Source organism: Cupriavidus sp. FW305-F7 (genome assembly GCF_058782875.1).
Genome location: NZ_JBYSYC010000003.1, coordinates 226,459 through 247,181, shown reverse-complemented (window position 1 = coordinate 247,181; position 20,723 = coordinate 226,459). Strand labels below are relative to the sequence as shown.

General features: G+C 70.1%; 18 protein-coding genes. 9 read left to right on the top strand and 9 right to left on the bottom strand.

Going from position 1 to position 20,723, the window contains the following annotated elements:
- Positions 1–26 precede the first annotated feature (26 nt).
- Positions 27–830, top strand: a complete 804-nt coding sequence (hpnK, locus tag AC3WL8_RS04470; RefSeq protein ID WP_080569609.1) for a hopanoid biosynthesis-associated protein HpnK — start codon at positions 27–29, stop codon at positions 828–830.
- Between the two features lie 9 nt (positions 831–839).
- Positions 840–1,844, top strand: coding sequence for a lysylphosphatidylglycerol synthase domain-containing protein (locus AC3WL8_RS04465; protein WP_211979419.1), 1,005 nt, complete (start codon positions 840–842; stop codon positions 1,842–1,844).
- A gap of 13 nt (positions 1,845–1,857) precedes the next feature.
- Here the strand turns inward: AC3WL8_RS04465 and AC3WL8_RS04460 are convergent, their stop codons facing one another.
- The gene (locus tag AC3WL8_RS04460) at positions 1,858–2,502 is read right to left on the bottom strand and encodes an MlaC/ttg2D family ABC transporter substrate-binding protein (RefSeq protein WP_211979420.1); all 645 of its coding nucleotides are present in this window, start codon (positions 2,500–2,502) and stop codon (positions 1,858–1,860) included.
- Positions 2,503–2,678: 176 nt separating this feature from the next.
- Here AC3WL8_RS04460 and hpnN point away from each other — a divergent pair, with 176 nt between their 5' ends.
- Positions 2,679–5,315, top strand: a complete 2,637-nt coding sequence (hpnN, locus tag AC3WL8_RS04455) for a hopanoid transporter HpnN (protein ID WP_211979421.1) — start codon at positions 2,679–2,681, stop codon at positions 5,313–5,315.
- Between the two features lie 40 nt (positions 5,316–5,355).
- On the top strand, positions 5,356–6,150 hold the full coding sequence (locus AC3WL8_RS04450) for an MlaA family lipoprotein (protein ID WP_013953787.1): 795 nt from the start codon (positions 5,356–5,358) through the stop codon (positions 6,148–6,150).
- 9 nt (positions 6,151–6,159) lie between these two features.
- Here the strand turns inward: AC3WL8_RS04450 and AC3WL8_RS04445 are convergent, their stop codons facing one another.
- A complete protein-coding gene (locus AC3WL8_RS04445) occupies positions 6,160–6,612 on the bottom strand; it encodes an FKBP-type peptidyl-prolyl cis-trans isomerase (RefSeq protein WP_013953788.1) in 453 nt (150 codons plus the stop codon).
- A gap of 217 nt (positions 6,613–6,829) precedes the next feature.
- On the opposite strand from AC3WL8_RS04445, the gene AC3WL8_RS04440 reads away from it, so the two are divergent.
- The 3 genes from AC3WL8_RS04440 (at position 6,830) to AC3WL8_RS04430 (ending at position 9,119) form a co-directional block, all read left to right on the top strand.
- Entirely contained in the window at positions 6,830–8,158 is a 1,329-nt protein-coding gene (locus AC3WL8_RS04440; protein WP_492377950.1) for a tetratricopeptide repeat protein, read from the top strand.
- A 61-nt stretch (positions 8,159–8,219) separates the two neighbouring features.
- Positions 8,220–8,591: a DUF6152 family protein gene (locus tag AC3WL8_RS04435; protein ID WP_211979422.1), complete on the top strand. Its 372-nt coding sequence runs from the start codon at positions 8,220–8,222 to the stop codon at positions 8,589–8,591.
- A 15-nt stretch (positions 8,592–8,606) separates the two neighbouring features.
- Complete coding sequence (locus tag AC3WL8_RS04430) at positions 8,607–9,119, top strand: DUF6644 family protein (protein WP_211979423.1); 513 nt, start codon at positions 8,607–8,609, stop codon at positions 9,117–9,119.
- Between the two features lie 11 nt (positions 9,120–9,130).
- Here AC3WL8_RS04430 and copD read toward each other — a convergent pair whose 3' ends face one another.
- Genes copD through AC3WL8_RS04410 form a run of 4 tightly spaced genes read right to left on the bottom strand, consistent with a single transcriptional unit; the run spans position 9,131 to position 13,346 of the window.
- Entirely contained in the window at positions 9,131–10,063 is a 933-nt protein-coding gene (gene copD, locus AC3WL8_RS04425; protein WP_013953792.1) for a copper homeostasis membrane protein CopD, read from the bottom strand.
- A complete protein-coding gene (gene copC / locus AC3WL8_RS04420) occupies positions 10,064–10,450 on the bottom strand; it encodes a copper homeostasis periplasmic binding protein CopC (RefSeq protein ID WP_013953793.1) in 387 nt (128 codons plus the stop codon). It lies immediately after the preceding gene.
- 35 nt (positions 10,451–10,485) lie between these two features.
- Positions 10,486–11,484 (bottom strand): copper resistance protein B, encoded by a 999-nt coding sequence (locus AC3WL8_RS04415; RefSeq protein WP_041228717.1) that lies wholly within the window; start codon positions 11,482–11,484, stop codon positions 10,486–10,488.
- A gap of 26 nt (positions 11,485–11,510) precedes the next feature.
- Positions 11,511–13,346 carry a copper resistance system multicopper oxidase gene (locus tag AC3WL8_RS04410; protein ID WP_153953297.1) on the bottom strand — a complete coding sequence of 612 codons (1,836 nt, stop codon included), beginning with the start codon at positions 13,344–13,346 and terminating at the stop codon, positions 11,511–11,513.
- Between the two features lie 165 nt (positions 13,347–13,511).
- Here AC3WL8_RS04410 and AC3WL8_RS04405 point away from each other — a divergent pair, with 165 nt between their 5' ends.
- Together AC3WL8_RS04405 and AC3WL8_RS04400 are read left to right on the top strand one after the other, a co-directional pair.
- Entirely contained in the window at positions 13,512–14,207 is a 696-nt protein-coding gene (locus tag AC3WL8_RS04405) for a heavy metal response regulator transcription factor (RefSeq protein WP_211979424.1), read from the top strand.
- Positions 14,204–15,577, top strand: a complete 1,374-nt coding sequence (locus AC3WL8_RS04400) for a heavy metal sensor histidine kinase (protein ID WP_492377949.1) — start codon at positions 14,204–14,206, stop codon at positions 15,575–15,577. The genes AC3WL8_RS04405 and AC3WL8_RS04400 overlap by 4 nt, the downstream gene beginning before the upstream one ends.
- A 256-nt stretch (positions 15,578–15,833) precedes the next feature.
- Here the strand turns inward: AC3WL8_RS04400 and AC3WL8_RS04395 are convergent, their stop codons facing one another.
- From AC3WL8_RS04395 to AC3WL8_RS04385, 3 genes are read right to left on the bottom strand one after another with little or no spacing between them, the layout of a single operon-like run.
- Entirely contained in the window at positions 15,834–18,269 is a 2,436-nt protein-coding gene (locus tag AC3WL8_RS04395) for a CHASE2 domain-containing protein (RefSeq protein ID WP_492377948.1), read from the bottom strand.
- A complete protein-coding gene (locus tag AC3WL8_RS04390) occupies positions 18,244–19,935 on the bottom strand; it encodes a FecR family protein (RefSeq protein WP_492377947.1) in 1,692 nt (563 codons plus the stop codon). Before AC3WL8_RS04390 ends, AC3WL8_RS04395 begins: the two co-directional genes overlap by 26 nt.
- Complete coding sequence (locus AC3WL8_RS04385) at positions 19,928–20,656, bottom strand: response regulator transcription factor (RefSeq protein WP_013953800.1); 729 nt, start codon at positions 20,654–20,656, stop codon at positions 19,928–19,930. The genes AC3WL8_RS04390 and AC3WL8_RS04385 overlap by 8 nt, the downstream gene beginning before the upstream one ends.
- Between the last annotated feature and the right edge of the window lie 67 nt (positions 20,657–20,723).

The window sequence follows — 20,723 nt, the reverse complement described above, 5'->3', positions numbered from 1 at the left end:
CGCTTTCCTGTGCCTCGCAACGCGCGCTGATCGTCACCGCCGACGACTTCGGGCTGCACCCCGCCGTCAATGAGGCGGTGGAGCTGGCCCACCGCGACGGCGTGCTCAGCGCCGCCAGCCTGATGGTGGGCGCGCCCGCCGTGGCGGACGCGGTCGAGCGCGCGCGCCGGCTGCCGTCGTTGCGCGTGGGGCTGCACGTGGTGCTGGCCGACGGCCCGGCCACGCTGCCGCGCGCGCAGATCCCCGACCTGGTCGACGCCGGAGGCCGCTTCGGCTCGGCCATGGCCTTGGACGGCTGCCGCTTCTTCTTCCTGCCGCGGGTGCGCCGCCAGCTGGCGGCGGAGATCCGCGCGCAGTTCGAAGCCTTTGCCGCCACCGGCCTGCCGCTGGACCACGTCAACACACACAAGCATTTCCACCTGCACCCGACGGTGCTGTCGCTGATCCTGTCGATCGGGCGCGACTACGGCCTGCGTGCGATGCGCCTGCCGCGCGAGCATGGCGCGCCGTTGCTGCTGCGCCCCTGGCTGGCGCTGCTGCGCCGGCGCCTGGACCGCGCCGGCATTGCGCACAATGACTACGTGGTTGGCATCGCGCGCAGCGGCCAGATGGACGAGGCAGCCCTGCTGCAGGCGCTGGCGCAGTTGCCCGCGGGCGTGGGCGAGATCTACCTGCACCCGGCCGTGGTCTCTGGCGAGGCCATCACCGCATCGATGCGCGGCTACCGCCACGCCGACGAACTGGCCGCGCTGCTGTCGCCGCGCGTGCGCGCCGCGCTGGAGCGCGCGGCCAACCGGCGCGGCGGCTTTGCCGACGTGCTGGTGCCCTGACTTTTCAACATGAAACGCATTGCTTACCTGACCGGCCTGCTCGGGCTGCTGGCGCTCACCGCGCTGGTGATCCACCAGGGCGCCAGCGATATCGCCGCGATCGTGGCGCAGGGCGGCTGGCTGCTGCTGTTGCTGGTGCCCCTGCACGCACTGCCGCTGCTGCTCGACGCGCAAGGCTGGCGCGTCCTGCTGACCTCGGCCGACCCCGAGGAGAAGGCGGGGCTCGGTTTCCTGTGGTGGGTCGCCACAGTGCGCGAAGCGGTCAACCGCCTGCTGCCGACGGTGGGGGTCGGCGGCGAACTGGTCGGCATCCGCCTGACGCGGCTGCGCATCCGCGACACCACCGCGGTGACTGCCAGCATCGTGGTCGAAGTGATGCTGACGCTGTTCTCGCAGTACCTGTTCTCGGCCATGGGGGTGCTGCTGCTAGTGGCCGCGCTGCAGGACAGCGGCGGGGCCTGGGTCATCCTGGCCGGGCTGTTGCTGTCATTGCCGGTGCCGGTGCTGTTCGCGATGTCGCTGCGGCATACCGCGATTTTCGAGAAACTGGAAGGCGCGGCGCGCAAGCTGTTTGGCGAAGATCACCGCATTGTCGCGATGATCGACGGCGCGCGGCTCGATGCCCATATCCGCGCGCTCAACCGGCGCCGGCGCGAGCTGCTGGCGGCGCTGGGCTGGCAACTGGCAGGGCTGGTCAGCGGCACGCTGGAGATCTGGCTGGCGCTGATGCTGCTGGGCCATCCGGTGCCGGTCTGGCAGGCGCTGGCGATCGAATCGCTGACCCAGGCCGCGCGCCAGGTGGCCTTCTTCGTGCCCGCCGGGCTGGGCGTGCAGGAAGCGGTGGTAATGCTGCTGGGGCAGGTGCTGGGGATCGATGCGCAGGTCTCGCTAGCGCTGGCGCTGGTCAAGCGCGCGCGCGAGATCCTGTTCGGCGTGCCCGCGCTGCTGTCATGGCAATGGGTGGAGTTGCGCCACTGGCGGCGCAGCCGGGACACCGGTCACGCCGCCCCATAATGGCGTGCGGCGCTCAGGCGTCAGATGCCTGGCGCGCGTTGTGGGTGGTCAGGTACTTCACCAGCCCGTCGACCCCGCTGCGCGCGACGATGTCCGCAAACTGCTTGCGGTACACCTCGATCAGCCACGCCCCCATCATATTGATGTCGTAGATCTTCCAGCCGTTGGGAGTGCGCTGCAGCCGGTAGTCGATCTGCATCTCGTCGGCATTGTTGATCACGCGCGTCTGCACCACCACATCGGTGGCGCCGCTGCCGGACTTGATCGGCTGGTAGCGGAACTTGACGTTCTGCTCGCGCAGCTGCGCCAGCGACACCGCATAGCTGCGCACCAGCAGCATCTGGAACTGCTCATGGAGCTGTTGCTGCTGCTCCGGCGTGGCGGTGCGCCAGGCACTGCCCACTGCCAGCCGCGTGGTGCGCTGGAAATCCGTGTAAGGCAGGAACTGCTTCTGCACGACGGCGGTAATCTTGCCGAGGTCGCCGGCGCGGGTGTCGGGATTGGACTGGATGGTGCCGATCACGCCCTCTACCGCGGCCTGCACCAGCCGCTCGGGGCTGGCGCGCAGGTCGCCGGGCTGGACAGCCTGGGCGTGCGCTACGGAAACCATGGCCACCGCTGCAAGCGGCGCCAGGGGAAGCAAACCGTGAATCGTCATGGATGTGAGAGCCAGGAAGGAATGTGAAGCGGCGCCGCCGCTGCAGCGCAGGCGCCAGGCTGACAGTTTATAGCGGATCGGCCTGAATCGCGGATGCCTGTGCCGCGCATGCCGCATGCCGCATGCGCCACGCTTCCAGCCGATATACTCGCGGTTCGTGCTCCTTGGATCCGCCCATGCTGACTTCGCTGCTGACACGCATTGTCCGGCTTGCCACCGCCTGGCCGTGGCGCGTCATCATCCTCGCGGCATTGCTGACCGCCGCCAGTGGCGTCTACGTGGCCCGTAATTTTGCGATCAACACCGATATCGGCCGCCTGCTGGAATCCGACGCCCCCTGGGCGGTGCGCGACGCCGCCATCGGCGACGCCTTTCCCCAGCGCAACCAGTTGATCCTGGCGGTGGTGCAGGCGCCCGCGACAGAGCTGGCCGACGCCGCCGCCGACGCGCTGGCCGAGGCGCTGCGCCGCCAGCCGGCACGCTTCACCGCGGTCAGCCAGCCCGGCGGCGGCCCGTTCTTCGCGCGCAACGGCTTGCTGTTCGCCAGCAACGATGAAGTGCGCCAGCTCTCGCAGCAGCTCGTGCAGGCGCGTCCGCTGGTCAACGCGCTCGCGCATGACCCGACCCTGCGCGGCCTGTCCGATCTCCTCACCACCACGCTGACGCTGCCGCTGCAGATGGGGCAGGTAAAGCTGGGCGACATGGCCAGGCTGCTGGGCAGCAGTGCCCAGACACTGGACCAGGTGCTGGCCGGCAAGCCCGCCGCGCTGTCCTGGGCAGGGCTGCTTGACGACAGCCTCAAGCCTGGGCCCGATGGCCAGGTCTACAGCTACCTCGCGCTCAGCCCGGTGCTGGACTACAGCGACCTGCAGGCCGGGGCCGCCGCCTCGCGCGCGATCCGGCAGGCAGCGGCCGACCTGCAGCTGGCGCAGCGCTACCAGGCCACGGTGCGCCTGACCGGCCCGCAGGCGCTGGCCGACGATGAATTCGCCTCGGTCAGCGACGGCGCCGTGCTCAACGGCGTGCTGACGGTGCTGGTGGTGGTCCTGATCCTGTGGCTGGCCTTGCGCTCGGCGCGGCTGATCGTGGCGGTGCTGGCCAGCCTGTTTGCCGGGCTGCTGATCACCGCGGCGCTGGGGCTGGCCATGGTCGGTTCGCTGAACATGATTTCGGTGGCGTTCGCGGTGCTGTTCGTCGGGCTGGGGGTGGATTTCGGCATCCAGTTCGGCGTGCGCTACCGCGCCGAGCGCCATGACCGCGACCATATCGTCGAAGCGCTGGGGCTGTCCGCGCGCGGCGTGGGCGCGCCGCTGGCCCTGGCCGCCGCGGCCACGGCGGCGGCATTCTTCTGCTTCCTGCCCACCGACTACCGCGGCGTGGCCGAACTGGGGCTGATCGCCGGCGTGGGCATGATGGTGGCATTCGCCACCACCTTCACGCTGCTGCCGGCGCTGATCTGCGTGCTCAAGCCCGGCGGCGAGCCCGAGGCGCCGGGCTTCGCGTGGCTGGCGCCCGCGGACCGGTTCTTCGACCGCTATCGCAAGCCGGTGCTGCTGGTCACCCTGCTCGCGATCCTGGCAGGCGCGCCGCTGCTGCCGCACCTGCGCTTTGACTTCGACCCGCTGCACCTGAAGGACCCCAAATCTGAATCGATGGCCACGCTGCTGGCGCTCAGGGACGCGCCGCAGGCCGGCACCGACGATGTCAGCGTGCTAGCGCCTTCGCTGCCGGCCGCACGCGATCTCGCCGGCAAGCTCGCGGCGCTGTCCGAGGTGGCACGCGCGGTCACGCTGCAGACCTTTATCCCCGGCGACCAGCCGCCCAAGCTGCAGGCCATCGGCCAGGCTTCGGCCGCGCTGATGCCGGCGCTGACGCAACCCACCGCCACGCCCGCCACCGACAGCGTGCGCGTCAATGCGCTGCGCAATGCCGCGCGGCAGCTGGCCATCGCCGCCGACGAGCATCCCGGTCCGGGTGCGGCTGAAGCCGCGCACCTGTCCGCCGCGCTGAAGAAGCTGGCCTCCGCCGACGCCGCCACGCGCGACCGCGCCGAGCGCGCCATCGCCGTGCCGCTGCAGCTGGCGCTGGCACGGCTAAAGCTGGCGCTGGACCCGCAGCCTGTCAGCCAGCAGACGCTGCCGCCCGAACTGGTGCGCGACTGGATCACGCCGGACGGGCGCGCGCTGGTCAGCGTCAGCCCGAAGCTGCCGCCGCCCGCCAGCGCGCAGCGCGAGGCCGCGCTGGACCGCTTCATCACCGCGGTGCAGCGCGTGGCACCGACCGCCACCGGCGGGCCGATCGCGATCCGCGGCTCGGCCGATACCATCATGGCCGCCTTTACCCAGGCAGGCGCGTGGGCGGTGGTGTCGATCACCATCCTGCTGTGGATCACGCTGCGCCGTTTCGGCGACGTGCTGCGCACGCTGATACCGCTGCTGGTTTCGGCCATCGTCACGCTGGAGTTGTGCGTGCTGTTCGGCATTGCGCTGAACTTTGCCAACGTGATCGCGCTGCCGCTGTTGCTGGGCGTCGGCGTCGCGTTCAAGATCTATTACGTGATTGCCTGGCGGCACGGCAAGACCCAGCTGCTGCAGTCCAGCCTGACGCACGCCGTGCTGTACAGCGCGGCCACCACCGCCACCGCTTTCGGCAGCCTGTGGCTGTCGCAGCATCCCGGCACCGCCAGCATGGGCAAGCTGCTGGCGCTGGCGCTGGCGTGCACGCTGGTTGGGGCCGTGTTCTTCCAGCCGATCCTGATGGGCCGCCCGCGCGAAGGCGCCCATCACAAACATGACAAGGCTGCCCGGTCATAATCACAAACCCGACGCGGCCGACCCCGAACCCCTTCGTACGATGCCTTTACGCCAGCGCGCTACATCCGTTGCCACCACCGCCATTGCCGCCACCCTGCTCGCCGGCTGCGCCACCGGCCCGCAAGCCAATCCCGACGATCCGTTCGAGCCCATGAACCGCGCGGTCTTCACCGTCAACGACAAGCTCGACCAGTACGTGGCCGTGCCGGTGGCCAAGGGCTACAAGGCGGTCACGCCGGAGCCGGTGCGCACCGCGGTCACCAATTTCTATTCGAACATCGCGGACATCGGCAACTTTGCCAACAACCTGCTGCAAGGCAAGGGCGTTGAGGCCGCGGAGAGCTTCATGCGGGTCGCGATCAATTCCGTGCTGGGTATCGGCGGACTGATCGACATCGCCACGCCCGCCGGCCTGCAGAAGCATTCGCAGGATTTCGGCCTGACGCTGGGCACGTGGGGCGTGCCGTCGGGACCCTACCTGGTGCTGCCGCTGTTTGGCCCCAGCTCATTCCGCGACGGCGTGGGCCTGTATGTGAATTTCCAGTTCGACCCGACCACTTATGCCGAGCCGGCGGTGCGCAATTCGCTGTTCGGGATGAACGTGGTGGACGTGCGCACCAACCTGCTGGGCGCCACCGACCTGCTGAAGCTGGCGGCGCTGGACAAGTACACCTTTGTGCGCGATGCCTACGTGCAGCGGCGCCGCTACCTGCTGGGAGAGAGCACGTCGCTGCCGGACTACGACGAAAACGACGACAGCGGCGCGGCCGCAGCGCCCGCCGCGGAGGCGCCGGCGGGCACGCCTGCGCCCGCGCAGCCGCAGGCGCCGCGCTGATGCGGGCTCTTAGCCGCCGATCCCCAGCAGCACCACCTCGAAGGTAAGCGTGGCGTTCGGCGGGATCGTGCCCGGCACGCCGCGCGCGCCGTAGGCCGTGGCCGGCGGGCAGGTCAGCTTGGCCTTGCCGCCCACCTGCATCGCCTGCACCCCTTCGGTCCAGCACGGGATCACGCGGTTGAGCGGGAACGAGATCGGCTGGCCGCGCTTGTACGAGCTGTCAAACTCGGTGCCGTCGGCCAGCGTGCCGCGGTAGTGGACCTGCACCGAGTCGGTGGCCTTGGGCGAGGCGCCATTGCCCTTGATCAGGTGCTGGATGGTCATGCCCGACGCCAGCGTCTGCGGCGCCGCCGCGGGTGCGGCAGGGGCGGCCGGGGCGGCCGGGGCCGAGGCAGCCGGGGCGGCCGCGGATGCGGCGCAGGCGAAGGTCAGGGTGCCGAGGAAAAGCGCAAGTGTTTTCATGGGAAACCTGATGGTGAGGTCGTGATTGGGGATGCGGCAGTTTAACCGACACACGGCAACGATATGGCGGCAGCGGCATATAGCGCACAACGCACCCCGGCCATGCGCCTTGTGGCGGGCATGGTGCGGCGCACCCCGCCGCATCCGTTACACGGGGCGTTTTGCCGTCTACGATGGTTCGTGACAGCCCCGCTGCCGCGGGCGCACGGAGATTGCCATGGCACTCACGGATTCACGGGATCTTCCGGTCTCGACCCAGAACGCCCGCTCGGTCGAGCAGTATGAGACCGCCCTGCAACTGCTGAACAGCTACTACGGCAACCCGCTCGCCGCCATTGACACGGCGCTGGCCGCCGACCCCGGCTTCGCCATGGGCCACGCGCTGCGCGCCGCGCTGATGGTCACCTCTGGCGACGGCACCGCCGAGCTCATGCTGCGCCAGAGCGTCGAAGCCGGCGAAGCCCTGCACACCAGCGCCAACGACCGCGAGCGCCGCCATATTGCCGCGGCACGCGCCTGGCTGGACGGCGAGTTCGAGCGCTCGGTCCGACTCTACGGCGATATCGTGATCGACTATCCACGCGACTTGCTGGCGATCCAGACCGCGCATCTCGAAGACTTCCTGCTGGGGCAGTCATCGATGCTGCGCGACCGCGTGGCGCAGGCGCTGCCGCACTGGGATGCCGGCATGCCGGGCTACGGCTACCTGCTCGGCATGCATGCCTTCGGCCTGGAGGAAACCCAGCTCTACGAGCGCGCCGAGGAAAGCGGCCGGCGCGCGCTGGAGCTCAATCCGCGCGACCCATGGGCCGTGCACGCGGTGGCGCACGTGATGGAGATGCAGGGCCGCCTGGCCGACGGCATCGCCTGGCTGGACGGGCGCCGCGACGACTGGTCCGACGACAATATGCTGGCCGTGCACAACTGGTGGCACCTGGCATTGTTCCAGCTGGAAGACGGCAGGACCGACGAGGTGCTGGCGCTGTACGACCGCTGTATCAAGCGCCCCGCGCCGGCGATCGCGCTGGACCTGGTGGATGCCTCAGCGCTGCTGTGGCGGCTGCACCTGCGCGGCGTGGATGTGGGCCGGCGCTGGCAGCCGGTGGCCGACGACTGGCTGGGCCGCGGCGCGGCCGGCTACTACGCCTTCAACGATGTCCATGCCGTGATGGCCAGCCTGGGCGCGCACCGGCCCGCGGCCGCCGACCAGGTCCGTGCCGCGCTGGAGCGCGCCGCCCTGGGCAACGGCACCAATGCCATGATGTCGCGCGATGTGGGGCTGCCGGTGGCCGATGCCCTGATCGCGTTCGACCAGGGCGATTACACCACTGCCATCGACCTGCTGACGCCGGTGCGCCTGATCGCCCACCGCTTCGGCGGCAGCCATGCGCAGCGCGACGTCATCAGCCTGACCCTGCTCGAGGCGGCGCTGCGCGGCGGCCGCAGCAACCTGGCGATTGCGCTCACGGCCGAACGCGCCGCGCTCAAGCCCATGAGCCCTAGCCTGCACCGGCTGGTGCAGCGCGCAGACTCGTGCCGCGCATAGGTCTCACTTCCACGGTCGGGATCGGCGCATATACTGCACCTGTCCTGACCGGAGACCACCCATGCCCAGCATCCGCGCCCTGTTCCGCCCCGCCCTCTTTGCCGCCAGCGCCGCGCTGGCGCTGGCCGCAGTGCCGGCCATTGCCCATCACGGCTGGTCCACCTATGACGAGACCAGGCCGCTGACGCTGACCGGCAAGATCGTCGAAAGCCACTACGAGAACCCCCACGCGCATATCCGCGTCGACGCCGGCGGCAAGCGCTGGCTGGCCGTGCTGGCACCGGTGTCGCGGATGGAGGCGCGCGGCGCCACCGCCGACAAGGTCGCCGTGGGGCGCGAGGTCACGCTGGTCGGCTACGCCAGCAAGGAAAAGGCCGACGAGCTGCGCGCCGAGCGCATCACAATGGACGGCAAGACCGTCGAGTTGCGCTGAGCCGGCTCGCGCCGCATGTCGGTGCTGTTCGCGCAATGGACGGAATGGGCCGGCGCGCTGGCGCGGCTGCCGTTCCCGATGGCCCTGCGCAGTTCGGCCTGGGCCTATCCCGCAGTGGAGATCGTCCACCTGGCCGGCATGGCGCTGCTGTTCGGCTCCATCTTCGTGGTCGACATGCGCCTGGCCGGACTCGGCCGGCGGCTGCCGGTGAGCCTGCTGTTGCGCCATGCGCTGCCCTTCACCGCCGGCGCCTTCGTCGCGGTCGCGGCCAGCGGCGTGCTGCTGTTCCTGGCCCATGCCGATGAGCTGGCCGTCAATCCTGCATTCCTGGCCAAGCTGTGCCTGATCGCGCTGGCGCTGGCCAATGTGCTCTGGTTCCACCTGGGGCCATATCGCAGCCTGCATGCCGGGCAACGGGGCTGGGACAGCGGCGTCGCGCCGCCAGCCGGCGCGCGGATCAGCGCCATTGCCTCGATGGTGACGTGGTCGCTGGTAATCTGTGCCGGGCGTTTGATTGCCTATGTCTGATCGCGCCGGCCTCATATCGGCGCCGGAGACAGCATCCCCAGCATGGCCACCAGGGCCATCACCAGCGCGGCGGCGCCGGCCTCCAGCAGCAGGCTGCGCCGCAACGCCAGCGCCGCCACCCGATGGTCCCCGGCCTGCACCGCCAACGCCAGCTGCGGGCTCAGGCGGAAGCGGTTCGCGGCAGCCATGCCAAGCATCGCCACGAACAGCGCGAGCTTGGCGGCCAGCAGCCCGCCATAGGACATCGGCGCAACATCGGGCAGCGCCGGGCCCACGATGAACCAGTAGTTGAGCACGCCGGTCAACAGCAGCGTGGCAACAATAATGGTGCCGACGCGGGCGAAGCCGTTCGAGGTGCGGCTCAGCAACGCCACGGCCGCCTGGTCCGATCCCGGCCGCGCCAGGGACAACAGCACGAACGCGGCCAACGCGCCAACCCATGCGCCGGCGGCCAGCAGGTGCGCCACGTCGGCGCTCAGGTGGACATAGCGCAAGGCGCCCTCATGCATCGCGCCGTGGCCGCCCCAGGCCAGCGTGGCCAGTGCAATCCCGCCGAACCCGGCCAGCGCAGCGCAGCGCGCGCCCGGCCGCCTGCGCCAGGACACGCCGGCCAGCACGCAAAGCAGCAGGGCCATCAGGCGCACCGACCAGGCCAAGCCGAAATCCGTGCCCGTGACGATCATCGCGAAGACGTGGCCCTGCAACGAAGCGTAGTCGGACACCCCCGTCATCGCCCGGGCCATCACGACGAGGGCGCCCAGCGAGAGCACGATGCCCGCTACGGCACAGCCCAGCGCAAGCGCCTGGCATCGCATGGCAAAGCGTGAGGCCCGTTCACCCCGATGCAGCGCATAGGTGCAGAACAGCGGCAGCCCGAACAGCAAGGCCAGGTCGACATAGAGCGCCAGGCGCAGCCCGGCGGCCACCCAGTCCGGTTGCGGCAATTACTTCACCGTGAAGGCGATATTGCCGTTGACGGGATGGGTATCGGATGACACCGCCCGCCAGTCGACGCGATAGCTGCCGGCCGGCAGCGGCTGCGCCGGCGTGATCACCATGGCCTTGGGGTCGTCGCTGCCGGAGACTTTCGCGGCCATTTTCATCGGCGCATGACTAGCCATGCCCGGCATGCCGGTCATCACCAGACTGGCGCCGGAAAACTGGGTGACCAGGGTCTCGGAGAACTGCAGTTCGATCTTCTGCGGCGCCGCCACTTCGGCCTTGTCCGCCGGCGTGGACGACACCAGCTTCGGGTGCGCGAAGGCGATGCTGCTGGCCAGCGCGGCGCTGGCGGCAAGCAGGGTCTGGATCAGGGGGCGATTGGCATGCATGGTTATCTCCGCTTGGGGATGATGAAGTTGTGGTGTCAGAACCAGACCCGGACACCGGCGACGAAACGCGTTTCGCCCGCCTTGCCGCCAGAGGTCCGGATCATGTCGGCGGTATTGCCGAAGGCCTGGTAGCGCTCCACGCCGATATACGGCGCAAACTGCCGGCTGAACTCATAGCGCAGCCGCAGCCCCACGGTGCCGTTGGACAAGCCGCTGCCGATGCCCACCTCCGGGTCGTTCTTGCCATAGAGGTTGGCTTCGATGCGTGGTTGCAGGATCAGGCGCTGCGTCAGCAGCAATTCGTATTCGGCGGACAGCCGCAGCGCGGTGCGGCCGCTGGTGCCGACATAGGCAGTGGCATCTACCTCGAACCAGTACGGCGCCAGCCCCTGCACGCCGAAGGCCAGCCAGTTGCGGGCCGGGCGGCCGCTGCCGGCGTCGTTGCGCAGGCCCAGCTGGGTATCCCAGTAGCTGGCCACGGCGTGGCCCCACAGCAGCTCGGTGCGGGCCTCGTGCATCTTGCCCTTCGACGCTTCGCCCTCGGCCTTGAGCACCAGCTTGTCGTAGCTGTTGCCGAACCATGCCTGCATCTCGTAGGCGGCGGCATTGCTGCCGTTGGCGTGGGCCCATTCGAGGCGGTCGACCAGCACCGAGGCGAACAAATGCTCGTCCGCCATCACTAGCTGGCGCTTGTCGCCGAGCGCGTACTTGCCGACGCCCAGCTGGTAGCCGCCGGAATAGGCATGCGGATCGCGGGCGTCGGGCGGCGCGCTGCCGCCCTGCATCTTCATGTCGCCGTGGTCCATGGCGGGGGCGGCCATGCCCTGCATGTCCGGCACCGGCGCGCCGCCACCGTCCATGGTCTGGATCCCGTCCTGCTCCATGCCCTGCATCTGGCCATGGTCCATGCCCTGCATGGCGGCCGGGGCATCGTGCTTGTGCGCATGGCCGGCATGCGGGTCCTGCGCTTGGGCTGCGCCGATTGCGGTCAAGGCCAGCGCCGCGGCCAGTATCGTCTTCGTGTGCCTGTGCATGGAGATTGCGAATTCAGGTTGAGCCATCACGCCACCACCACTTCGCGGAACATGCCCGCATCCATATGCAGCATCAGGTGGCAATGCCAGGCCCAGCGCCCCAGCGCATCGGCGGTGACCAGGAAGCTGATGCGCTGCGCCGGCTGCACGGGGATGGTGTGGCGCCGCGCCTGGAAGCTGCCGTCCGGCGCTTCCAGCTCGCTCCACATGCCGTGCAGGTGCATGGGGTGGGTCATCATGGTGTCGTTGTGCAGAATCACGCGCAGCCGTTCGCCGTGCTTGAAGTAGATCGGCGTCGACTTGCCGAACTCGACGCCGTCGAAGGACCAGGTGTAGCGCTCCATATTGCCGGTCAGGTGCAGCTCGACCTCGCGCCCGGGGCCGCGCGCATCCATGGCGCCGCCGATGGTGTGCTGGTCGGCCAGGGTCAGCACGCGCCTGCCGTTGTTGCGCAGGCCGATGCCGGGATCGTCCAGGTTGGTGCGGGCCATGTCGACGCGCATGTCGGTGCCCGGACCGTATTCGGTGCGGGCGTGGCGGGCGGTCTTGCTGGGGACCTTGAGCGGATCGGCGGCGGCCATGGCGTGCTGGCTGTGATCCATGCCGGCGTGGTCCATGCCCTGCATCGGCATCGCGCCGTGCTGCATGCCACCGTGTCCGCCATGCCCGCCGTGGCCTGTCATCGCGCCCATCATGTCGGTCATGGTCAGCCATTCGGCCTGGTCGAGCGCGGGCACCGGCGCCGCCAGCCCTTCCCTGACCGCCAGCGTGCCGCGCGCATAGCCGGTACGGTCCATCGACTGCGCGAACAGGGTGTAGGCGTCGTCGCGCGGCTCGACGATGGCGTCGCAGGTCTCGCCGGGGCCGAAGCGGAATTCGTCGACCGTGACCGGGTCGATATTCTGGCCATCGACCTGCACCACCCGCAGCTTCAGTCCGGGGATGCGCACGTCATAGAAGGTGTTGCCCGAGCCGTTGATAAAGCGCAGCCGCACGGATTCGCCGCGCCGGAACAGCCCGGTCCAGTTGCCGGCCGGGGTGACGCCGTTGGCCAGGTGCGTCAGCGTGGCGCTGGACAGGTCCGCCAGGTCGGTCGGGCTCATCCGCATCTGGTTCCACATGCTGCGCTTGTCCAGCGCCTGCTTCAGCCCGTCGCGCGAGACGTCGCGGAAGAAGTCGACCACCGTCGGCTGGTTGTAGTTGTAGTAGTCGCCCTGGATCTTGAGCTTGGTCAGCACCCGCATCGGGTCTTCGTCGGTCCAGTCCGACAGCAGCACTGTGTGGTCGCGGTCGGCCCGCACGGTTTCCTGCCCAGAGGCCGGATCGATGACGATGCCGCCGTACACCCCGGTCATTTCCTGGAAGCCGGAATGCGAGTGGTACCAGTAGCTGCCGGTCTGCGCGACCTTGAAGCGGTAAGTGAAGGTCTCGCCGGGCGGAATGCCGGCAAAGCTGATGCCCGGCACGCCGTCCATCTCGTACGGCAGGATGATGCCGTGCCAGTGGATCGAGGTGGCCTCGCGCAAGCGGTTGGTCACGCGGATGGTGACCGTGTCGCCCTCGCGCCAGCGCAGCGTCGGGCCGGGCAGCATGCCGTTGATGGTGGTGGCGATGGCCGGCTTGCCGGTAAAGTTGACCAGCGACTCGCCGATCACCAGGTCGAACTCGGTGCCGCGCAGGACCGGCGCCGAGCCGGAGCCGGCCGGGGCAGCCTGCCCGGCGCGCTGGCCCGCATGCTGCGCCCACGCGCTGCCGCCAACGCCGGCAAGGCTGGCCACCACGCCGCCGGCAACCAGCCCTTGCACGAAGCGGCGGCGGGGTAAATCGGGCAGCACAAGGCCGGTACTGGGGTGGCGTCGCATGTCATCAGTCCTGGTTGAAAGCATGCCAAGCGTAGCGAAGGCCACCCTACGCACGTCTGACTGGAACATGACATTCCGGTAATCTTCCGGTCATGTTGGCGCCCGCGTTACCGGCGTAGAGTTGCCGGACCCTGCCCAAAGGGCCGATCGATCAAGGAAAGTGCTGTGAAACTGCTAGTGGTGGAGGACGAGTCCAAGACCGGCGAATACCTGCGCCAGGGGCTGACCGAGGCGGGCTTTGTCGTCGACCTGGTGGCCAACGGGCTGGACGGCCAGCATCTGGCGATGACCGAGCCCTATGACCTGGTCATCCTGGATGTGATGCTGCCGGACGTCGACGGCTGGCGCATCGTGCAGGCGCTGCGCGCCGCGGAGAACGCCGTGCCGGTGCTGTTCCTGACAGCGCGCGACAGCGTGGCCGACCGCGTCAAGGGGCTGGAGCTGGGTGCGGACGACTACCTGGTCAAGCCCTTCGCCTTTTCCGAGCTGCTCGCGCGGGTGCGCACGCTGCTGCGCCGGGGCACGGCACAGATGGCGCTGGACCGCATCCAGGTGGCCGACCTGGTGCTGGACCTGGGCCGCCGCCGGGCCACGCGCGCCGGTCGCCGCATCACGCTGACCAGCAAGGAGTTCGCCTTGCTGGAACTGCTGGCACGCCGCCGCGGCGAAGTGCTGCCGCGCTCGCTGATCGCCTCGCAGGTGTGGGACATGAACTTCGACAGCGACAGCAATGTCATCGACGTCGCCATCCGGCGCCTGCGCGCAAAGATCGACGATGAGTTCGAGCCCAAGCTGATCCAGACCGTGCGCGGCATGGGCTATGTGCTGGAAGCCCCCGAGGCTGCGGAGGACGCTGAATGAAGGGCCGGATGTCGCTGACGGCACGGCTCACCATCCTGTTCTCGCTGTCGTCGGCCGCGGTGCTGCTGGGGCTGGGCGTGCTGATCTGGCTGGCGATCGACAATCATTTCGCCGACGAGGACTACGCCGTGCTGGGTGACAACGTGCGGCTGATCCAGAAGATCGCGGCCAAAGGCCCGGCAGCGTCGCTGCCGCAGCGCCTGGGCCCGGTGCTGGAACACCATGCCGGCTTCGTCGCCGAAGTGCGCGCCGCCGACGGCAGGCGCCTGTATGCCACGCAGGACTTCGACTTCGGCATCGCACTGGCTGCAGCCGCGCAACTGCCGGCGCAGCGGCATGCCTTCACCTGGGAACAGGGTGGCCAGACCTACCGCGGCATGCGTGCGCTGGCCCAGCTGGCGCCCGGGCAGCCGGGGCCGCTGCAGGTCGTGGTCGGCATGGACACTTCGCTGCATGCCCACTTCATGCACGCCTTCCGCCAGTCGCTGGCCTTCTACACCGCGCTGGCCGCGCTGGCGAGCGGGCTGCTGGGCTGGTGGGCCGCGCGCCGGGGGCTCTGGCCACTGCGCACCATGGCCTCGCGCGCGCGCGCCGTCACCGCGCACAAGCTGGACGAGCGCATGCCGGTCGATGCCGTGCCGGTGGAAATGGCCGACCTCGCCGCGACGCTCAACGCCATGCTGGAACGCCTGCAGCGCGATTTCGCGCGCCTGTCGGAGTTCTCATCGGACCTGGCGCACGAGCTGCGCACGCCGATCACCAACCTGATGACGCAGACCCAGGTGGTGCTCTCGCAGCCGCGCGATGCGGACAAGTACCGCGACGTGCTGGCGTCCAACGTGGAAGAGCTGCAGCGGCTGTCGCGCATGGTGTCGGACATGCTCTACCTGGCGAAGATGGAGCACGGCATCACCCTGCCGAACGCCGAGCCGATCGAGGTCGCTGATGAGGTGGCTGCGCTGTTCGATTTCTACGATGCGTTGGCCGAGGACAAGGGCGTGCGAATGGCCGTGCGCGGCAGTGGCCGCATCACCGGTGACCGGCTGATGCTGCGGCGGGCGTTGAGCAACCTGCTGTCGAATGCGCTGCGGCATACGCCGGCCGGCAAGGGCATTGTGGTGGAGATTTTGCGCTCGGCCGAAGGGGTGACGGTGGTCGTCGAGAACGAAGGCGACACCATCCGGCCGGAATTGCTGCCATCGCTGTTCGACCGGTTCTTCCGTGCCGACAAGTCGCGAGCGCGGCCCGAGTCCGATGGTGCAGGGCTGGGGCTGGCGATTACGCAGGCGATTGTGGCTGCGCATGGCGGGGGAATCGGGGTGGAGTCGGAGGGGGGAAGGACGCGCTTTGTCTTGACGTTCAGGGGATAGGCCGGGCTGCGTGTCTGTCGCTGCACCCGCACCTGTGCCGGCGAGAGAGCGCTCCGCGTTGTCGCGAAGCCGTACCCGCTGCCAACCCCAAAAAAAGCCGCCCACGCCAGTTACGGCCATTGGGGGAGCTGGCGTGGGCGCGAAAACCACCGGATGCGGCTCCAGCGGCGATCCGATGCTACGCAAATCCGCCTGTGACGACTGCCAACAATTGTGTCGGCGGCCGCAACACGCCTAGCGGCAATTTCCGTGCCGCTCAGGCCACAGGCAATTCGATGCGGAACACCGCCCCCGCGCCAGCGGCACTGCGCACGCTGGCCTTGCCGCCATGCCGCTCGGCCACGGCCCGCACCAGCACCAGCCCCAGGCCCGCGCCTTCCGGCGCGCCCTGCTGTCCCTCATGCAGGCGCGCGAACGGTTCGAACAATCGAGCCTGGTCGGCCTCGGCAATCCCCGGCCCGTGGTCCTGCACTGCAACGACAAAGCTGCCCGGCTCACGCGTGAGCGAGACCGTCACGGTCTCCCCTTGCGGGCTGAACTTGATCGCATTGCTGACCAGGTTGGCGATGGCGCGTGCCAGCAGCGTCGGTTCACCCTGCAGCACCGCGGGGTCGTCAGGCAGATCGATCTGCAGCGTCACGTCGCGGGCCTTGGCCAGTGCCCAGAGCTGGTCCGTCGCATCCAGCACCAGGCCACCCAGTTCCACTTCCATGAACGCCAGGGTCTTCGACTCCGCGCGCGCGACGCTGATGAAGTCGTCGGCCAGCGTCATCGTGCGGCGTGCATGCGCGGCGATACGGGCCAGCACGCTGCTGTCCGTGGCGACATCGCCGGTGGCTGCGCCATCGCGCCGCGCGCGGCGCTCATGCAGCTCGATCAAGGCCAGGATCGAGGCCTGCGGCGAGCGCATGTCGTGCGACAGGAAGCGCAGCATCTGCTCGCGCTGGCGCTCGGCAATGCGGATCGCAGTGATGTCGATCACGCTGACGATCAGGCCGGCCACGGCGCCGGCCTCGGCATGCAGCGGCGCGCCATGCAGCAGGTAGCGGCGGTCGCCGCGCCCGGCCACCTCGATGCCGCCGTCGGGGACCGGGGCCGGGGCGATGCGGGCGCCGGCGTGGCGGTCGTGCAGCGCCTGCCAGTACGCCAGGGCCGGTGCCGGCGCGGGAAAGAGCGCCTCGATCAGCGCGTGGATGGCCGGCCGCGGCGGCCCGGCCTCGCCCGGCGCGCGCGCGGGCTCGCCGTCCAGCACGGCGGGCGCCAGCGCCACGCAGCGCCGGTTGGCCAGCATCACGCCGCCATCCAGGTCGCAGATCGCGGTGGCATCGGGCAGACTTTCCAGGCCATCGGACAGGAAGCGGCGCGTGCCGCGCAGCTGCGCGCTCATGCCGTAGACGGCGCGCATGCGGCTGTCGAGCGTGGCGCCGGTATGGCGCGGCGCGGCAATCAGGCCGGGCTCGCGTTCCAGCCGCGCCAGTTCGTCGGTAAGGAAGCGCAGGGCCGCCTCCTGGCGCAGCCAGCTCCACAGCGGGTAGAACAGCACGCAGCCCAGCGCCGCGGCGGCGGGCGCGAACCACAGCCGCACCAGCGCCAGCAGCAACAGCGAGCCGCCCAGCAGGGCGGCCAGCAGCAGCCCGGTGGCCACCAGCGCGCCGCGCGGGGGCAGGCGCAGCGCGGCCAGTGCGGCCAGCAGCACCGCCAGCAGCGTGCCGCCGACCTGCCACGCGCGCGGCACCGCCACGATGGCGTCGCCGTCGGCCAGCGCCTGCACGGTATTGGCCAGGATCTCCACCCCGCTCATGCCGCGGCCATCGCGCGACACCGGCGTCGGCAGCACGTCGCCCATGCCGGTGGCCAGCGCGCCGATCAGCACGGCCTTGCCGGCGAAGATGGCGGGATTGGCGCGGCCGTCCAGCACGTCGCTCGCCGACACGCGGGCAAAGGTGCCGGGCGGGCCGGCATACGGGATGCGCAGGCGGCCGCTGCGCTCCCAGCCGTTGGCCTCGGTGATCCGGGCCGGCTCCTGGCGCGCGATGCCGGGCGGCTCTCCGGCGTGCCCGAACGCCGCCATCACCGCGGCCAGGTGCGGCACGCCGGCGGCGGCCACCGGATGAGGCCCCTCGCTCAGATAGACCTGGCGCGCCACGCCATCGGTGTCGACCACCATGTTGATATGGCCCACCGCGGCGCCCAGCCCGGCCAGCGGGTAGCGCACCAGCATGCCGGCGGGGCCGGATTCGGCCACCACCGGCAGCACCACGTTGCCGGCCTGGGCCAGGCTGCGGGCCAGCACGGCGTCGTCTTGCGGATAGCGGGTGTCGCGCTCGGACAGGATCACGTCCACGCCGATCACGCGCGGCCGGCCGGCGGCGATGCGCTCGACCAGTTGCGCCAGCACCGCGCGGCGCCAAGGCCAGCGGCCGATGGCGGTGATGCTGGCGTCATCGATGCCGACAATGACGATGTCGTCGCGGGCCGGATGGTGCTGCGCGCTGATGGCGATATCGTAGGCGGCCAGGTCGGCGCGCTCGGTCCAGCCCTGGCGCGCGGCCAGCACCACCAGCGCCAGCACGGCCGCAAGCAGCAGGCACCATTCGATCCGCGTGCGCCGCCCGAAAGCCCGCCCGCCTGCCCGCGTAGGCGCGGCCGGTGGCGAGCCTGGCGCGTCAGTTGAGCCGGACGCGGCCACCACCGTCCGGCCGGTCGCCCGACCCGATCGCGCCGCCCTGCGAGTCGCGCAGGAAGGCAGAGACCTCGATGCGCTGCGGCGCGGAGAACGCCGCCGGGTCAGGCGTCACCCCCGGCGCCGCACGTGCCACGCGGATGAAATAGACGCCGGGCGCGGGGCGCGGCAGGTCAATGGTGTTGGTGGTGGTGTGCTCGTCGGCCAGCAGCGTGGCAAAGCCGGCATCGGCCGACACCTGAACCCGGTAGCCCGCGCCGGCACCACTGCCCTCGGGCCAGCCGATATGCAGCGCGCCGCCGTCGTCCTGCAGGGTCGGCACGGGCGGCTTGGGCTCGACGCTGAACGGGACCGCATCCGACCACGGGCCCGGCCGGCTCGCCGCATCGACGCTGCGCACGCGCCACCACCAGCGGCCCGGCACCAGCGCTTGCGCGGCGGCGGGCCCGGAGGCCGCCTGCACCACGGCATCGCGCGTAAAGGCGGGATCGGCGGCCAGCGCCAGTTCGTAGCGCGCAGCACTCGGCACGGTGGCCCATTCGAAGGCGACGGCGTCGGCATAGCGCACCGCATCCGCGGCAGGCTGCCGCGTGAACGGCGCCGGCGGGTTCAGCCGCACCGCCACCGGCGCCTGCGCGCCGTGCCCGGTCAGCTGGTGCTTGTCGATGGCGCTGACGCTCAGGTACAGCGTGCCCTCGGGCAGCCCGTCTACACGGGCGGTCGTGGCCTTGGCGCCACTGACGATGCCGGTCCAGGCCAGTTCGCTCAGCGCCGCATCGCGCGCCACCAGCACGCGGTAGGCGGTGGCGCCCGGCACCGGCTGCCAGGCGGCCTCGAAGGACGGGCCCAGCACGGTATCGGCCGGGGGCAGCAGGGCCGGCGCCGGCAGCAGCGCCACCGGCTGCGACAGCTTGCCGCCGGCCGACACGCCGATGCCATAGCCGGCACCGACCGAAGCCGCCGCGGTCATGGCGCGCTCCGCTGCCGGCCGGGCGCGGGCGCCCCGCGCCGCGCTGACGCCGACGCGCCCTTCCAGCACCTCGCTGCGGCTTCCCGCGGTGTCGGCCGAGACCCGGTAGCGGGTGCCGCGCACGCCGGTCACCATCATCGGCGTATGCAGCTCGAAGCGGCCGACGCCGCCGCCCGTGGGCGCCACGCGCGTATCGGCGGCGCCCTTGTCGATGCGGATCACGGTGTCGGTCAGGCCGCTGCGCGCGAACGTGCGCAGCCGGCTGACCGAGAGCCTGGTGGCCGGCGGCACCGTGACGCGGCTGCGGTCCGGCAGCTCCAGCGTGACCGAGCCGCCCGCGGGGGTCTCGATGCGCGCGGCTTCGTCCAGCGTCATGCCGGCCTGCACCGGCCGGCCATTGGCGCGGACCTCGCCGGCCACATAGACCACGCGCGCCGAGGCGGCCTGTTCGGGAATCTGGCTGAGCGGGATGCGCAGGCGCGAGCCGGGCACCAGCCGGTACGGATCGGCCACGCCGTTCAGGCGCTGCAGCGTGCGCCACCCCTGCTCGGACGCCATGTAGCGCGAGGCCAGGCCGATCAGCGTATCGCCCGGCTCCACCAGGTAGATAAAATCGGCGCCTTCCGCGCCCGCGGGCCCGGCGTGCGCCGGAACCGCCACGCCGGCCAGCAGGGCCAGCGCGACACCACCCATCACCTTACGCATCCGCCCCGGCCTCATCCGCTTCCGCGTCAGCCGCGGAAGCCTCTTCAAAGCGATAGCCGTGCGAATACACGGAGGTCAGCCGCACGCCGTTCTCGGGGCGCAGCGCCAGCTTCAGGCGCAGCCGCGAGATATGCGTATCCAGCGTGCGCGAGCCCGCCCCCATGGCGCGGCCCCAGACGGCCTGCTCCATCACCTCGCGCGCCAGCAGGCGCCCGGTATTGCGGAACAAGAACAGGGCCAGCTCATATTCGCGCGGCGACAGCAGCGCCGGCTCGCCGCCGACGGTGATGGTGCGCGCGTGGGTATCGACGGTGTAGTTGCCGCGCCGGATCAGCTCCACTTCCTGCGCGGCCTCGGGGTAGGCGCGGCGCAGCAGCGAGCGCACGCGGGCGATCAGCTCGCCGGCGCGGATAGGCTTGAGCATGTAGTCGTCGGCGCCCACCGTCAGGCCGTCGACGATATCGGATTCAGCGGTGCGGCTGGTGACGAACAGGATCGGCGGCATATTGCCGGACTTCTGCCGCACCCAGCTGACCAGCTCATAGCCGCTGGTGCCCGGCAGCTGCCAGTCGACCAGCAACAGGTCATAGGCGCGCTCGCGCAGCGCGCGCAGCAAGTCCGCACCGTTGGCGAAGGACTCGCACTCGAAGCCGGCTTCGCTCAATATCTGCCGGATCAGTTCGGCCTGATCCGGATCATCCTCCACGGAGGCAATACGCATACCTCTACATCCTTCTGCCAGCTTCCGACTGCAACTGCGGTCTCTGCCACGGCATGTCGACGGCTCG

Bases quoted from the DNA above. Each gene is read 5' to 3' on its own strand.
- hpnN (WP_211979421.1), top strand. From the start codon at position 2,679: ATGCTGACTTCGCTGCTGACACGCATTGTCCGGCTTGCCACCGCCTGG.
- AC3WL8_RS04390 (WP_492377947.1), bottom strand. From the start codon at position 19,935: ATGCGTAAGGTGATGGGTGGTGTCGCGCTGGCCCTGCTGGCCGGCGTG.
- AC3WL8_RS04460 (WP_211979420.1), bottom strand. From the start codon at position 2,502: ATGACGATTCACGGTTTGCTTCCCCTGGCGCCGCTTGCAGCGGTGGCC.
- AC3WL8_RS04430 (WP_211979423.1), top strand. From the start codon at position 8,607: ATGTCGGTGCTGTTCGCGCAATGGACGGAATGGGCCGGCGCGCTGGCG.
- AC3WL8_RS04465 (WP_211979419.1), top strand. From the start codon at position 840: ATGAAACGCATTGCTTACCTGACCGGCCTGCTCGGGCTGCTGGCGCTC.
- AC3WL8_RS04450 (WP_013953787.1), top strand. From the start codon at position 5,356: ATGCCTTTACGCCAGCGCGCTACATCCGTTGCCACCACCGCCATTGCC.
- copC (WP_013953793.1), bottom strand. From the start codon at position 10,450: ATGCATGCCAATCGCCCCCTGATCCAGACCCTGCTTGCCGCCAGCGCC.
- AC3WL8_RS04445 (WP_013953788.1), bottom strand. From the start codon at position 6,612: ATGAAAACACTTGCGCTTTTCCTCGGCACCCTGACCTTCGCCTGCGCC.
- AC3WL8_RS04400 (WP_492377949.1), top strand. From the start codon at position 14,204: ATGAAGGGCCGGATGTCGCTGACGGCACGGCTCACCATCCTGTTCTCG.
- AC3WL8_RS04415 (WP_041228717.1), bottom strand. From the start codon at position 11,484: ATGCACAGGCACACGAAGACGATACTGGCCGCGGCGCTGGCCTTGACC.
- AC3WL8_RS04435 (WP_211979422.1), top strand. From the start codon at position 8,220: ATGCCCAGCATCCGCGCCCTGTTCCGCCCCGCCCTCTTTGCCGCCAGC.
- AC3WL8_RS04440 (WP_492377950.1), top strand. From the start codon at position 6,830: ATGGCACTCACGGATTCACGGGATCTTCCGGTCTCGACCCAGAACGCC.
- AC3WL8_RS04385 (WP_013953800.1), bottom strand. From the start codon at position 20,656: ATGCGTATTGCCTCCGTGGAGGATGATCCGGATCAGGCCGAACTGATC.
- AC3WL8_RS04410 (WP_153953297.1), bottom strand. From the start codon at position 13,346: ATGCGACGCCACCCCAGTACCGGCCTTGTGCTGCCCGATTTACCCCGC.